Origin of the sequence: Algibacter amylolyticus, from assembly GCF_014202225.1 — a bacterium.
Lineage (GTDB): Bacteria > Bacteroidota > Bacteroidia > Flavobacteriales > Flavobacteriaceae > Algibacter_B > Algibacter_B amylolyticus.
Genome location: NZ_JACHGE010000010.1, coordinates 11,764 through 24,961, shown reverse-complemented (window position 1 = coordinate 24,961; position 13,198 = coordinate 11,764). Strand labels below are relative to the sequence as shown.

The window sequence follows — 13,198 nt, the reverse complement described above, 5'->3', positions numbered from 1 at the left end:
TATGAAATCCCATTTTACGTTTTCTAAAAAACAACGAAATGGGATTTTTTTATTGCTTATTCTTATTGTAATATGCCAATGCGCTTATTTTTTTATTAGTTTTCAATCAAACCATATTGAAGTCGATCAATTGGAATTAGCAAATTTCACCAAAGAAATAGATTCATTAAAACAAGTAGAGATAAAAGCCCGAAAACCCAAAATATACCCTTTCAATCCTAATTATATAACAGATTTTAAAGGCGCTTCATTAGGTATGAATAGCCAAGAAATAGATAGGCTGTTAGCGTTTAGAAAACAAAACAAATGGATTAACTCTACCAAGCAGTTTCAAGAGGTTACAAAAGTTTCAGATTCATTGTTAAATGCAATGGCTCCTTTTTTTAAGTTCCCAGAATGGATAACCAATCCCAAGCCAAATTATAAAGCTAGCGATAACACTTCAAATAGTTATAGTAATAAACCCAAAACCTACGCTCAAAAACAAGATTTAAACACAGCAACTGCCCAACAACTTCAAAAAGTAAATGGAGTAGGCAAGGTGTTGTCAGACCGTATTATTAAATATCGAAATAAATCCGTTGGCGGTTTTATTACCGATATTCAGCTGCACGATGTTTATGGGTTAACGCCAGAAGTTATTCAAAACATAACAAACCAGTTTACAGTAAAAACACCAAAAGCAATTAAAAAGCTCAATATAAATACCGCCACGGTAGATGATTTGGTAACCATTCCGCATATCGATTACGATCTAGCCCACAGTATTATTGAGCAACGTATATTAATGGAAGGGTTTAATTCTATTAATCAATTAAAAAAAGTAAAAGACTTCCCTTTAAATAAAATCAAGATAATTGAATTATATTTGCACTTCGAAAAAGAAAAATAAATGAATAGCATGTACTTCAGCGAAGAACACAATCTTTTTAGAAAAAGCCTTCAAGATTTTTTACAAAAAGAAGTGGTTCCACATATCGAAAAATGGGAGCAAACAGGTATAATCGACAGGTTTATCTGGAAGAAATTTGGCGATATGGGCTTTTTTGGTATCAATTATCCAGAAGCCTACGGAGGCATGAATCTAGATTTATTCTACACTGTTATTCTACTCGAAGAACTTCAAAAAATAAACTCTGGCGGTTTTGCAGCCGCAATTTGGGCACATGTGTATTTAGCTATGACGCATTTAAATGCCGAAGGCGATGAAGCTATCAAACAAAAATATTTAGCGCCAAGTATAGCAGGCGATAAAATAGGTTGTCTGTGTATAACTGAGCCCTTTGGCGGTAGCGATGTAGCAGGAATGCGCACAACAGCAGTAAAGCAAGGCGATCATTACGTAATTAACGGCTCAAAAACATTTATTACCAACGGTGTTTTAAGCGATTATTTAATAGTAGCTGCCAAAACAACACCAGAACTAGGTAATAAAGGCATAAGTATATTTGTACTAGATCGCGATATGGCAGGAGTATCTGCTACAAAACTAGATAAACTAGGTTGGCGCGCATCAGATACTGGCGAAATAGCTTTCGATAATGTAAAAGTACCAATCCAAAACCTTATGGGCGAAGCGGATAAAGGCTTTTCATATATCATGCAGCACTTCTCTCTAGAGCGTTTAATAATGGGAATAAACGCCCATGCGCGCGCAGAATTCGCACTAGAGTACGCACTAAAATACATGAGCGAACGCGAAGCATTTGGTAGAACTATCGATAAATTTCAAGCCTTACGCCACAGCATCGCAGATTTATATTCAGATCTAGAGGTAAACAAAATCTTTAACTACACCATAGCCGCAAGGTTAAATAATGGCGAGTACGTAGTAAAGGAGGCTACCATGTCTAAATTAAAATCAACCAAAATGGCCGACGAGGTTATTTACCAATGCCTACAATTTTTAGGCGGATATGGTTACATGGAAGAATATCCAATGGCAAGACTCCTGCGCGACAGTAGGCTAGGGCCAATAGGTGGCGGAACCTCCGAGATACTCCGCGAAATTTTAGCTAAAATAATAATAGACAAAAAAGAGTATAAGCCAGCAACATAATTGTAGTCACTTCTAGTAACTTAAATTTTTTATCGAAATGGTATCGAGAAGTTGGGCGTTACCCAAGGGTCGGGCTTTCCACTATATCTTTTTAAAAGGTAATAACGAATTTAGATTGTCGTGGCTATCCATTTGTTTTTTACCTTAAATTAAATGCATTGCTTCTCTATTTTAAAAAGGATGCCGTTTCAATCCCTAACGCACTTATTTATCCTTGTAAAAGCATTACAGTTTAGAAATTGTGTTAGGAGCGTTTATATAAAGGATTTACTAATTATAATTCTAAATTAAAATCTCGTAAAAAATACCAATACAAACAATTGCAAATTCTAAATTACTTATTATATTTGCGGCCTGAAAATTCTAAAAGAGAGGAGGTTAAGACACTATGTTAAAAATTCAAGTAAAAGAAGGAGAAAATATAGAAAGAGCGTTAAAACGTTACAAACGTAAGTTTGTTAAAACAACGGTTAAAAATCAGTTGCAAGAACGTAAGCAGTTCACTAAACCCTCTGTTGAACGTAGAGCGCTAATAAAAAAAGCACAATACATTCAAAGTTTAAGAGATGCAGAAAATGTGTAATTCACTTTTTTAAAACCATAATAATCCCGCTATTTATAGCGGGATTTTTTGTTTAACACTATTTCTGTTAATAGAATTTTAAAACATTCAAATTGAATTGATAGCTAATAAGAAAGGAGTAAATCTCAGTGAATATTAGTGCAAGAACATTACTGCCCATTCACACAACAGTTTCAAAAAGGGTTTTTCAAATAATTACAGACACGCATAAAACGATTCATGAAATTCATGTTAAAAAAATAATCACAATAAATTCAGATTAAATAAAACTATTGTATATTCATAGTTCAACATAAGTTAATATGCCCTTCACTCAATTTACAGATTATCTACTATTAGAAAAAAACTATTCCAAGTTAACAGTAAACGCCTACCAAAACGATTTAAATGAGTTTTCAGAATTTATAAAAAACGAATACGATTCAAGTTCTATAAAACAGGTCAATTACCCACAAATACGAAATTGGATTGTAACCTTAGTGGAAAAAGGAATATCTAACCGCACCATAAACCGAAAAGTATCGGCATTAAATACCTTTTATAAATTTCTATTAAAAACTGGCGATATAGAATTAAACCCGCTATCAAAACATAAAGCATTAAAAACAAGTAAAAAAATACAAGTGCCATTTTCTGAGGCCGAAATAGAATCTGTTTTAGACTATTTAAACTCGGCAAACGATTTTGAGAGCGTAAGGAATAAATTTATTATAGAGTTATTTTATTCTACCGGTATAAGAAGAATAGAATTGGTAGAGCTAAAACTAAGCAGTTTAGATTTACATAATAATACGTTAAAAGTATTAGGTAAAAGAAATAAAGAACGTATTGTGCCGTTATTAAAGTCTGTAGTGCAAACCGCAGAAACCTATTTAAGTTTTAGAAAAAGTATAGATAGCATTATAGATGGCCAGCAGCTATTTTTAACAAAAAAAGGAGTTAAAATATACGAAACACTTGTTTACAGAATAATAAATGAGTATTTTAGTTTGGCATCTTCAAAAGTAAAGAAGAGTCCCCATATACTTAGGCACTCCTTCGCTACGCATTTGTTAAATCAAGGTGCCGATTTAAATGCTGTTAAAGAACTTCTAGGACATTCCAGTTTAGCTTCCACACAAGTGTATACTCATAATAGTATAGCCGAATTGAAAAAAGTGCATATTAATGCACACCCAAGAAGTAAAAAATAGAATTTAAAGTTATTGTCTAACCAAAAAAAACGAGTATGAAAGTAAACACCCAATCAGTAAATTTCAATGCAGATCAAAAATTGATAGACTTTATTCAACAACGAATGGATAAATTAGATTTGTTCTATGATAAAGTTATCAAATCGGAAGTTTTTTTAAAATTAGAAAACACAAGTGATAAAGAAAATAAAATATTTGAAGCAAAAGTAAGTGTACCCGGTGATAGCTTCGTTGTAAAGAAGCAATGTAAAACGTTCGAAGAGGGCGCAGATATGGCAGTTGCGTCTCTAGAAAGGCAGTTAAAAAAGCGAAAAGAAAAATTAAGAGCACATTTATAATAAAATTTATTAAAAAATGTTTTGAATAATGTAAAAAATCTATACATTTGCAGTCCGTTAGAAATAGCGGGCTTTTTTTATGTGGTTTTTTAGTAAAAAAAATCTTGAAAAGCCGATGTAGCTCAGCTGGCTAGAGCAGCTGATTTGTAATCAGCAGGTCGTGGGTTCGAGTCCCTCCATCGGCTCAAGTTCTTAAAATATTGAAATAAAGTTAATTGGGGAGATACTCAAGCGGCCAACGAGGGCAGACTGTAAATCTGCTGACTACGTCTTCGCAGGTTCGAATCCTGCTCTCCCCACAACTTTTTTTGTTATTTTTCTTGAAATATTGAAGTTTGATAAGCGTAAGTTTATCTAAAATTGCGAGAGTAGCTCAGTTGGTAGAGCGTCAGCCTTCCAAGCTGAATGTCGCCGGTTCGAACCCGGTCTCTCGCTCTAAAATTCCTGCGAAGGCAGGAATCTCTTCTTTCATAGATAGCAACATATAGATGGTTGTTTTGGAAGAATAGGGAATAAAAACTTTACGCCGGTGTAGCTCAGGGGTAGAGCGTTTCCTTGGTAAGGAAGAGGTCACGAGTTCAATTCTCGTCATTGGCTCTATTAAGAGTAAAAAAAAGTAGATTACACTAATATTATTATATAACTAAGATTAAAATTATTTAAAAACATGGCAAAGGCAACTTTCGATCGTTCAAAACCACACTTAAATATTGGTACAATTGGACACGTAGATCACGGTAAAACAACTTTAACTGCTGCTATTACTAAAGTATTAGCTGATGCAGGTTATTCGGAAGCGAGATCATTTGATCAAATTGATAACGCACCAGAAGAAAAAGAAAGAGGTATTACAATTAATACTTCACACGTAGAATATCAAACAGCAAATCGTCATTACGCACACGTTGACTGTCCAGGTCACGCCGATTACGTAAAAAACATGGTAACAGGTGCTGCACAGATGGATGGAGCTATTTTAGTAGTTGCTGCAACTGATGGTCCTATGCCACAAACTCGTGAGCACATCTTATTAGGTCGTCAAGTAGGAATTCCTCGTATCGTTGTTTTCTTAAACAAAGTTGATATGGTGGATGATGAAGAGCTATTAGAATTAGTAGACATGGAAGTTAGAGATTTATTATCTTTCTATGAATACGATGGTGATAATGGTCCTGTAGTATCAGGTTCTGCTTTAGGTGCACTTAACGGTGAGCAAAAATGGGTTGATACTGTATTAGAATTAATGCAAGCTTGTGATGATTGGATCGAAGAGCCTGTACGTGATATGGATAAGCCTTTCTTAATGCCTATCGAGGATGTATTCTCTATTACTGGTCGTGGTACTGTTGCAACTGGTCGTATTGAAACTGGTGTTGCTAACACTGGAGATCCTGTAGAAATTATTGGTATGGGAGCTGAGAAATTAACTTCTACTATTACTGGAATTGAAATGTTCCGTCAAATATTAGATAGAGGTGAAGCTGGTGATAACGCTGGTATCTTATTAAGAGGTATTGAGAAATCTCAAATCTCTAGAGGTATGGTAATTACTAAACCAGGTTCTGTAACTCCACACGCTAAATTTAAAGCTGAGGTTTATATCCTTAAAAAAGAAGAAGGTGGACGTCACACTCCATTCCATAACAACTACCGTCCACAGTTCTACGTACGTACAACTGACGTAACTGGAAACATTGCGCTTCCTGATGGTGTTGAAATGGTTATGCCTGGAGATAACTTAACTATTACTGTTGAGTTAATTCAGCCAATTGCAATGAACATAGGTCTACGTTTCGCTATACGTGAAGGTGGTAGAACTGTTGGTGCAGGTCAGGTAACTGAAATATTAGACTAATACAAGTTTAAATAAATATTATAAGTTAAGGTATTCCGTTTATTTGGAATACCTTGACTTGTATTTACGGGCGTAGCTCAGTTGGTAGAGCACTGGTCTCCAAAACCAGGTGTCGGGAGTTCGAGTCTCTCCGCCCGTGCAACAAAGAATTGAGTAACATTTCAATTTAGATTAAAAATAAAATAACGTCATGGCTGGATTAGTAAACTATATTAAAGAATCATTCGGAGAGTTAAAAAATAATGTGTCGTGGCCTACTTGGGCTGAAGCGCAGAGTTTAACAATCTTGGTAGCTGTATTCTCTATTATATTTTCACTTGCTATTTGGGGTGTAGATACAGTTTTTAGTAAAGTTATAACAGCTTACTTTCAATCGATTAGTTAAAAAGAGAATTTATGTCTGAAGTAAGTGAAAAAAAATGGTACGTTGTTCGTGCAGTAAGTGGTCAGGAAAACAAGATCAAAACTTATATCGAGAATGAAATTGCTCGTTTAGGTTTAGAAGATTATGTTGATCAAGTACTTGTACCTACAGAAAAAGTGATTCAAATCCGTAACGGAAAAAAAATCCAGAAAGAGAAAACATTCTTTCCTGGATATATTATGGTTCAAGCTAACTTAACTGGAGAGGTTCCTCATATTATTAGATCGGTTACTAATGTAATTGGTTTTTTAGGGGAAACTAAAGGTGGAGATCCTGTGCCATTAAGACAATCTGAAGTTAACAGAATGTTAGGTAAGGTTGATGAGCTTTCAGTTGAAGAAAGTGCAAATGTTGCAATTCCTTTTACTAAAGGAGAAACAGTTAAAGTTATCGATGGTCCTTTCAACGGGTTTGATGGAACTATTGAGAAAATTAATGAAGAAAAGCGTAAACTTGAAGTTATGGTTAAGATTTTCGGAAGAAAAACACCATTAGAATTAAGTTATATGCAAGTTGAAAAAGTATAATAGTGTTACATTACGATAGATGAGTCTTTCGCTTCCAAAAGAAAGATAACATCAAAAAATTAAATTATTAAAAATGGCAAAAGAATTAGGTAAAGTAGTTAAGTTACAAGTTCGGGGAGGTGCTGCGAATCCATCGCCACCGGTTGGACCCGCTTTAGGAGCTGCAGGTGTTAACATCATGGAGTTCTGTAAGCAATTCAATGCCAGAACCCAAGATAAAGCAGGTAAAGTATTACCAGTTGTTATATCTGTTTACAAAGACAAATCATTTGACTTTGTAATTAAAACTCCACCAGCAGCAGTTCAATTATTAGAAGCTGCAAAGGTGAAGAAAGGGTCTGGAGAGCCAAACCGAAAAAAAGTAGCTAAAGTATCTTGGGATCAGGTTAAAACCATCGCAGAAGACAAAATGGTAGATTTAAACGCATTTACTATCGAGTCTGCTATGAAAATGGTAGCTGGTACAGCAAGATCGATGGGTATAACCGTAACAGGGCAATTCCCTTCTTAATCTATTAAAGCATTAAAAAATGGCAAGATTAACAAAAAAGCAAAAAGAGGCTTTAGCAAAAATTGAAAAAGGTAAAGTTTATTCTTTAAACGAAGCTTCAGCTTTAATTAAAGAAATTACCAATACCAAGTTCGACGCATCAGTTGATTTAGCAGTACGTTTAGGAGTAGATCCTCGTAAAGCTAATCAAATGGTTAGAGGGGTGGTTTCATTACCACACGGAACTGGTAAAGACATGAAAGTATTAGCATTAGTAACACCAGACAAAGAAGCGGAAGCTAAAGAAGCTGGAGCAGATTACGTTGGTTTAGATGAGTACCTTGATAAAATCAAAGGTGGTTGGACAGATGTAGACGTTATTGTTACTATGCCAAGTGTTATGGGTAAATTAGGTCCTTTAGGACGTGTATTAGGTCCTCGTGGTTTAATGCCAAACCCTAAAACAGGAACAGTAACTATGGATGTTGCTAAAGCAGTTAGCGAAGTAAAAGCTGGTAAAATTGACTTTAAGGTTGATAAAACCGGTATTGTACACGCTGCTATTGGTAAAGCATCATTTAGTGCTGATAAAATTGCGGGTAACGCAAATGAATTATTAACAACATTAATGAAACTGAAACCGACAACCGCTAAAGGTGTTTATGTAAAAAGCATATTTATGTCTTCTACAATGAGCCCTAGTATAGCTATTGATCCTAAAATTGGTTAATTAAGTTAAAACTTTCAAATTATGACTAGAGAAGAAAAATCACAAGTAATTGAGGAATTAACTGCAGAATTAGCTAATAACTCAAATATCTATTTAGCAGATATTTCAGGATTAAATGCTGGAACTACTTCTAACTTGCGTCGTGCTGCTTACAAAGCAAACGTGCAAATGGCAGTTGTTAAGAACACATTACTTGAAAAAGCAATGGAAGCTTCAGATAGAGATTTTGGAGACCTTGCTTCAGTATTAAAAGGAAATACATCTGTGATGTATTCTGAAACTGGTAATGCACCGGCTAAGTTAATTAAAACCTTCCGTAAAAAATCAGAGAAGCCTTTATTAAAAGGAGCTTTTATTGAGGAAGCAGTTTATATTGGCGATGATCAGTTAGACATGTTAGTTGATATTAAGTCTAAAGAAGAGTTAATAGGAGAGATTGTTGGATTATTACAATCGCCTGCTAAAAACGTTATTTCTGCACTTAAATCAGGTGGAGGAACTATAGCTGGACTTATCAAAACACTTTCTGAGAGATCAGAATAGTATTAAACAGTACGCACTTTATTACAATTATATTATTATTACAAAATTATTAAAACGATAGAAAAATGGCAGATTTAAAAGATTTCGCAGAACAATTAGTTAACCTTACTGTAAAAGAAGTAAATGAGTTAGCAACTATATTAAAAGATGAGTATGGTATCGAGCCTGCTGCTGCAGCTGTAGCTGTTGCTGCTGCTGGTGCTGGTGGTGGAGAAGCTGCTGAAGAGCAAACTGAATTTGATGTAATCTTAAAAGCGGCAGGTGGTTCTAAACTAGCTGTAGTAAAATTAGTTAAAGAATTAACTGGTTTAGGATTAAAAGAAGCTAAAGGTTTAGTGGATGATGCACCAAGTGCAATCAAAGAAGGTGTTACTAAAGATGAAGCTGAAGCATTAAAAGCATCTTTAGAAGAGGCTGGAGCTGAGGTTGAGCTTAAGTAAGCTTTACTACTCAATAATACAAAGGTTTAGGTATATCCCGCTTCTAGCGGGATAACACCTAGACCATTTTGCGTATATAATGATATAGCAAAAATAAATTGCAAAATCGCGTTAAACTATGGATACATAATTTAATGTTTAACTAGTGTTTAAAAGCACTATCACTATTTTTTAATCAAAATTCCGTCCATTGATGTTATCAACACAAGCTGAAAGATTAAATTTCTCGTCTATTGTAAATAAGACAGATTATCCAGACTTCTTGGATATTCAGATAAAATCCTTCCAGGATTTTTTCCAATTAGAGACAAAATCTGAAGAAAGAGGTGATGAAGGTCTTTATAATACCTTCATGGAAAACTTTCCAATTACTGATTCTCGTAATCAATTCGTTTTAGAATTTTTAGATTACTTCGTAGATCCACCAAGATATGCCATTGAAGAGTGTATTGAAAGAGGACTTACTTATAGCGTTCCGCTTAAAGCAAGGTTAAAGTTATATTGTACCGATCCTGAACATGAAGATTTCGAAACCATTGTTCAAGATGTGTACTTAGGAACTATACCTTACATGACACCATCTGGTACGTTTTGTATTAATGGTGCAGAGCGTGTAGTAGTATCTCAATTACACCGTTCACCAGGAGTATTTTTCGGTCAGTCTTTCCATGCCAATGGAACAAAATTATATTCAGCAAGGGTTATTCCATTTAAAGGATCTTGGATTGAGTTTGCTACAGACATCAACCAGGTGATGTATGCATACATTGATAGAAAGAAAAAATTACCTGTTACTACGCTTTTCCGTGCAATTGGATTTGAGCGTGATAAAGATATATTAGAGATTTTTGATTTAGCAGAAGAAGCTAAAGTTTCAAAATCTGGATTAAAAAAATACTTAGGAAGAAAATTAGCTGCGCGTGTATTAAATACATGGCATGAGGATTTTGTTGATGAAGATACTGGAGAAGTTGTATCTATCGAGCGTAACGAAATTGTGCTTGATCGTGATACGGTTCTTGATAAAGAAAATATAGAAGAAATTCTTGAAGCTGAAGTTAAAACGATTCTTTTACATAAAGAATCTAATGAACAAGGAGATTATGCTATTATTCATAATACGCTTCAAAAAGATCCAACAAACTCTGAAAAAGAGGCTGTTGAACATATCTATAGACAATTACGTAATGCTGAGCCGCCAGATGAGGAAACAGCACGTGGAATTATAGATAAATTATTCTTCTCAGACCAACGTTACTCTTTAGGAGAGGTAGGTCGTTACAGAATGAACAAAAAATTAGGTTTAGATATCGGAATGGATAAGCAAGTGCTTACCAAAGAAGATATCATTACTATTATAAAATATTTAATCGAGCTTATCAATTCTAAAGCAGAGATTGATGATATTGATCACTTATCTAACCGTCGTGTACGTACTGTAGGTGAGCAATTATCTTCTCAATTTGGTGTTGGTTTAGCACGTATGGCTCGTACTATTCGTGAGCGTATGAACGTTCGTGATAACGAGGTATTTACACCTATCGATTTAATTAATGCTAAGACATTATCGTCTGTAATTAATTCTTTCTTTGGTACAAACCAGTTATCTCAATTTATGGATCAAACCAATCCATTAGCTGAAATTACGCATAAGCGTCGTTTATCAGCTCTTGGACCAGGAGGTTTATCTAGAGAAAGAGCAGGGTTTGAGGTTCGTGATGTTCACTATACACACTACGGAAGACTTTGTCCAATTGAAACACCAGAGGGACCAAATATTGGTTTAATATCTTCACTTTCAGTATTTGCTAAAGTGAATTCTATGGGATTCATTGAAACACCTTATAGAAAGGTAACAGATGGTGTTGTAGATATTAAAAACGAACCAATTTATTTAAGTGCAGAAGAGGAAGAAGATAAATTAATCGCTCAAGCAACGGTAAATGTTGATGATAGCGGTAAAATTTTACATGATAAGGTAATTGCAAGAATGGAAGGTGACTTCCCTGTAATTGATCCTAATGAGCTGCATTATACAGATGTTGCACCAAACCAAATTTCATCTATATCGGCTTCGTTAATTCCGTTCTTAGAACATGATGATGCGAATAGAGCCTTGATGGGATCTAACATGATGCGTCAAGCTGTTCCTTTATTAAGAGTAGATGCTCCTATAGTTGGTACAGGGTTAGAGCGTCAAGTAGCATCAGATTCTAGAGTGTTAATTAATGCTGAAGGAAATGGTGAAGTACTTTATGTTGATGCAAAAGAAATTCAAATTAGATATGATCGTACTGAAGATGAAGCTAAAGTAAGCTTCGATTCTGATGTTAAAACATATCAATTGGTGAAATTCCGTAAAACGAATCAAGGAACTTCTATTAACCTTAAACCAATCGTTGTTAAAGGTGATAAAGTAACTAAAGGACAAGTTTTATGTGAAGGTTATGCAACACAAAAAGGAGAACTTGCTTTAGGTAGAAATATGAAAGTAGCCTTTATGCCTTGGAAAGGGTATAACTTTGAGGATGCGATTGTAATTTCTGAAAAAGTAGTTCGTGAAGATATCTTTACATCGATTCATATTGATGAGTATTCTCTTGATGTAAGAGATACTAAATTAGGTAACGAAGAATTAACAAACGATATTCCTAACGTTTCTGAAGAGGCTACAAAAGACCTTGATGAGTATGGAATGATTAGAGTTGGTGCCGAAGTTAAACCTGGAGATATTTTAATTGGTAAGATTACACCAAAAGGTGAATCTGATCCAACTCCTGAAGAGAAATTATTACGTGCTATTTTTGGGGATAAAGCAGGAGATGTTAAAGATGCATCTTTAAAAGCTTCGCCTTCATTACATGGTGTTGTAATTGAAAAGAAATTATTCGCAAGAGCGGTAAAAGATAAGCGTAAAAGAGCACAAGATAAAGATGATATCTTAGCTTTAGAAGCGCAATACGATAGAAAGTTTGACGAGTTAAAAGATGTTTTAGTTGAAAAACTATTTGCTATTGTAAATGGTAAAACAGCTCAAGGTATTTTTAACGATTTAGGTGAAGAGGTATTACCAAAAGGTAAAAAGTTTACACTTAAAATGTTAAATGCTGTTGATGATTATGCGCATTTAGTGTCAGGTAAATGGACAACTGATGAGCATACTAACAAGTTAGTTGCAGATTTAGTTCATAACTACAAAATTAAAGAGAACGATTTACAAGGGGCATTACGTCGCGAGAAATTTACAATCTCTGTAGGTGATGAGTTACCAGCTGGAATTATCAAATTAGCTAAAGTATACATTGCTAAGAAACGAAAGTTGAAAGTAGGTGATAAAATGGCAGGACGTCACGGTAACAAGGGTATTGTTGCACGTATTGTTCGTCAAGAAGATATGCCTTTCTTAGAAGATGGAACGCCTGTTGATATTGTATTAAATCCACTTGGTGTACCATCTCGTATGAACATTGGTCAGATTTATGAAACTGTTCTTGGTTGGGCAGGTCAAAAATTAGATCGTAAATATGCAACTCCAATTTTTGATGGTGCTAATATCGATCAGATTAATGCTTTGACTGATGAAGCAGGAATACCAAGATACGGTCATACATATTTATATGATGGTGGAACAGGTGCACGTTTCGATCAACCGGCTACAGTTGGTGTGATTTACATGTTGAAATTAGGACACATGGTAGACGATAAAATGCACGCACGTTCTATTGGACCTTACTCATTAATTACACAACAACCATTAGGTGGTAAAGCACAGTTTGGTGGTCAGCGTTTTGGTGAGATGGAAGTTTGGGCACTTGAGGCTTATGGAGCATCAAGTACTTTACGCGAGATCTTAACTGTAAAATCTGATGATGTAATTGGTAGAGCTAAAACTTACGAAGCAATCGTAAAAGGCGAGCCAATGCCAGATCCAGGTTTACCAGAATCATTCAACGTACTTATGCACGAATTGAAAGGTTTAGGTTTAGACATCAGATTAGAGGAGTAGTTAATTAATT

At 34.9% G+C, this 13,198-nt stretch carries 13 protein-coding genes and 5 tRNA genes; all 18 read left to right on the top strand.

All coding sequences use genetic code 11. The annotated features are described in order from the left end of the window. The first annotated feature begins 1 nt into the window (after nucleotide 1). Nucleotides 2–892, top strand: coding sequence for a ComEA family DNA-binding protein (locus HNQ90_RS15700; protein WP_144116622.1), 891 nt, complete (start codon nucleotides 2–4; stop codon nucleotides 890–892). Beyond that, complete coding sequence (locus HNQ90_RS15695) at nucleotides 893–2,059, top strand: acyl-CoA dehydrogenase family protein (RefSeq protein WP_144116621.1); 1,167 nt, start codon at nucleotides 893–895, stop codon at nucleotides 2,057–2,059. It abuts the gene before it with no gap. A gap of 388 nt (nucleotides 2,060–2,447) precedes the next feature. Then, nucleotides 2,448–2,642 carry a 30S ribosomal protein S21 gene (gene rpsU / locus HNQ90_RS15690; protein WP_144116620.1) on the top strand — a complete coding sequence of 65 codons (195 nt, stop codon included), beginning with the start codon at nucleotides 2,448–2,450 and terminating at the stop codon, nucleotides 2,640–2,642. A gap of 302 nt (nucleotides 2,643–2,944) precedes the next feature. Continuing rightward, a complete protein-coding gene (locus HNQ90_RS15685; protein WP_144116619.1) occupies nucleotides 2,945–3,835 on the top strand; it encodes a tyrosine-type recombinase/integrase in 891 nt (296 codons plus the stop codon). A gap of 35 nt (nucleotides 3,836–3,870) precedes the next feature. Then, on the top strand, nucleotides 3,871–4,173 hold the full coding sequence (gene hpf, locus HNQ90_RS15680; RefSeq protein WP_144116618.1) for a ribosome hibernation-promoting factor, HPF/YfiA family: 303 nt from the start codon (nucleotides 3,871–3,873) through the stop codon (nucleotides 4,171–4,173). A gap of 111 nt (nucleotides 4,174–4,284) precedes the next feature. Then, nucleotides 4,285–4,358, top strand: a tRNA-Thr gene (locus HNQ90_RS15675). 32 nt (nucleotides 4,359–4,390) lie between these two features. Further along, nucleotides 4,391–4,472: transfer RNA gene (locus HNQ90_RS15670), tRNA-Tyr, on the top strand. 63 nt (nucleotides 4,473–4,535) lie between these two features. After that, nucleotides 4,536–4,608 (top strand) — tRNA-Gly (locus tag HNQ90_RS15665). A 90-nt stretch (nucleotides 4,609–4,698) separates the two neighbouring features. Then, nucleotides 4,699–4,770, top strand: a tRNA-Thr gene (locus HNQ90_RS15660). A gap of 70 nt (nucleotides 4,771–4,840) precedes the next feature. Then, a complete protein-coding gene (gene tuf / locus HNQ90_RS15655) occupies nucleotides 4,841–6,028 on the top strand; it encodes an elongation factor Tu (RefSeq protein WP_144116617.1) in 1,188 nt (395 codons plus the stop codon). A gap of 66 nt (nucleotides 6,029–6,094) precedes the next feature. Further along, nucleotides 6,095–6,167 (top strand) — tRNA-Trp (locus HNQ90_RS15650). Nucleotides 6,168–6,218: 51 nt separating this feature from the next. After that, nucleotides 6,219–6,413 (top strand): preprotein translocase subunit SecE, encoded by a 195-nt coding sequence (gene secE / locus HNQ90_RS15645; protein WP_092851656.1) that lies wholly within the window; start codon nucleotides 6,219–6,221, stop codon nucleotides 6,411–6,413. A gap of 11 nt (nucleotides 6,414–6,424) precedes the next feature. After that, nucleotides 6,425–6,979 carry a transcription termination/antitermination protein NusG gene (nusG, locus tag HNQ90_RS15640; RefSeq protein ID WP_144116616.1) on the top strand — a complete coding sequence of 185 codons (555 nt, stop codon included), beginning with the start codon at nucleotides 6,425–6,427 and terminating at the stop codon, nucleotides 6,977–6,979. A gap of 73 nt (nucleotides 6,980–7,052) precedes the next feature. Further along, entirely contained in the window at nucleotides 7,053–7,490 is a 438-nt protein-coding gene (rplK, locus tag HNQ90_RS15635; RefSeq protein ID WP_144116615.1) for a 50S ribosomal protein L11, read from the top strand. A 19-nt stretch (nucleotides 7,491–7,509) separates the two neighbouring features. Beyond that, the gene (rplA, locus tag HNQ90_RS15630) at nucleotides 7,510–8,199 is read left to right on the top strand and encodes a 50S ribosomal protein L1 (protein ID WP_144116614.1); all 690 of its coding nucleotides are present in this window, start codon (nucleotides 7,510–7,512) and stop codon (nucleotides 8,197–8,199) included. 21 nt (nucleotides 8,200–8,220) lie between these two features. Beyond that, a complete protein-coding gene (gene rplJ, locus HNQ90_RS15625) occupies nucleotides 8,221–8,742 on the top strand; it encodes a 50S ribosomal protein L10 (RefSeq protein ID WP_144116613.1) in 522 nt (173 codons plus the stop codon). A 65-nt stretch (nucleotides 8,743–8,807) separates the two neighbouring features. Continuing rightward, nucleotides 8,808–9,182, top strand: a complete 375-nt coding sequence (gene rplL, locus HNQ90_RS15620; protein WP_144116612.1) for a 50S ribosomal protein L7/L12 — start codon at nucleotides 8,808–8,810, stop codon at nucleotides 9,180–9,182. A gap of 193 nt (nucleotides 9,183–9,375) precedes the next feature. Then, nucleotides 9,376–13,188: a DNA-directed RNA polymerase subunit beta gene (gene rpoB, locus HNQ90_RS15615; RefSeq protein ID WP_144116611.1), complete on the top strand. Its 3,813-nt coding sequence runs from the start codon at nucleotides 9,376–9,378 to the stop codon at nucleotides 13,186–13,188. Nucleotides 13,189–13,198 lie beyond the last annotated feature (10 nt).

Coding starts and splice junctions, on each gene's coding strand:
- HNQ90_RS15700 (WP_144116622.1), top strand. CDS start 2: ATGAAATCCCATTTTACGTTTTCTAAAAAACAACGAAATGGGATTTTT.
- HNQ90_RS15695 (WP_144116621.1), top strand. CDS start 893: ATGAATAGCATGTACTTCAGCGAAGAACACAATCTTTTTAGAAAAAGC.
- rpsU (WP_144116620.1), top strand. CDS start 2,448: ATGTTAAAAATTCAAGTAAAAGAAGGAGAAAATATAGAAAGAGCGTTA.
- HNQ90_RS15685 (WP_144116619.1), top strand. CDS start 2,945: ATGCCCTTCACTCAATTTACAGATTATCTACTATTAGAAAAAAACTAT.
- hpf (WP_144116618.1), top strand. CDS start 3,871: ATGAAAGTAAACACCCAATCAGTAAATTTCAATGCAGATCAAAAATTG.
- tuf (WP_144116617.1), top strand. CDS start 4,841: ATGGCAAAGGCAACTTTCGATCGTTCAAAACCACACTTAAATATTGGT.
- secE (WP_092851656.1), top strand. CDS start 6,219: ATGGCTGGATTAGTAAACTATATTAAAGAATCATTCGGAGAGTTAAAA.
- nusG (WP_144116616.1), top strand. CDS start 6,425: ATGTCTGAAGTAAGTGAAAAAAAATGGTACGTTGTTCGTGCAGTAAGT.
- rplK (WP_144116615.1), top strand. CDS start 7,053: ATGGCAAAAGAATTAGGTAAAGTAGTTAAGTTACAAGTTCGGGGAGGT.
- rplA (WP_144116614.1), top strand. CDS start 7,510: ATGGCAAGATTAACAAAAAAGCAAAAAGAGGCTTTAGCAAAAATTGAA.
- rplJ (WP_144116613.1), top strand. CDS start 8,221: ATGACTAGAGAAGAAAAATCACAAGTAATTGAGGAATTAACTGCAGAA.
- rplL (WP_144116612.1), top strand. CDS start 8,808: ATGGCAGATTTAAAAGATTTCGCAGAACAATTAGTTAACCTTACTGTA.
- rpoB (WP_144116611.1), top strand. CDS start 9,376: ATGTTATCAACACAAGCTGAAAGATTAAATTTCTCGTCTATTGTAAAT.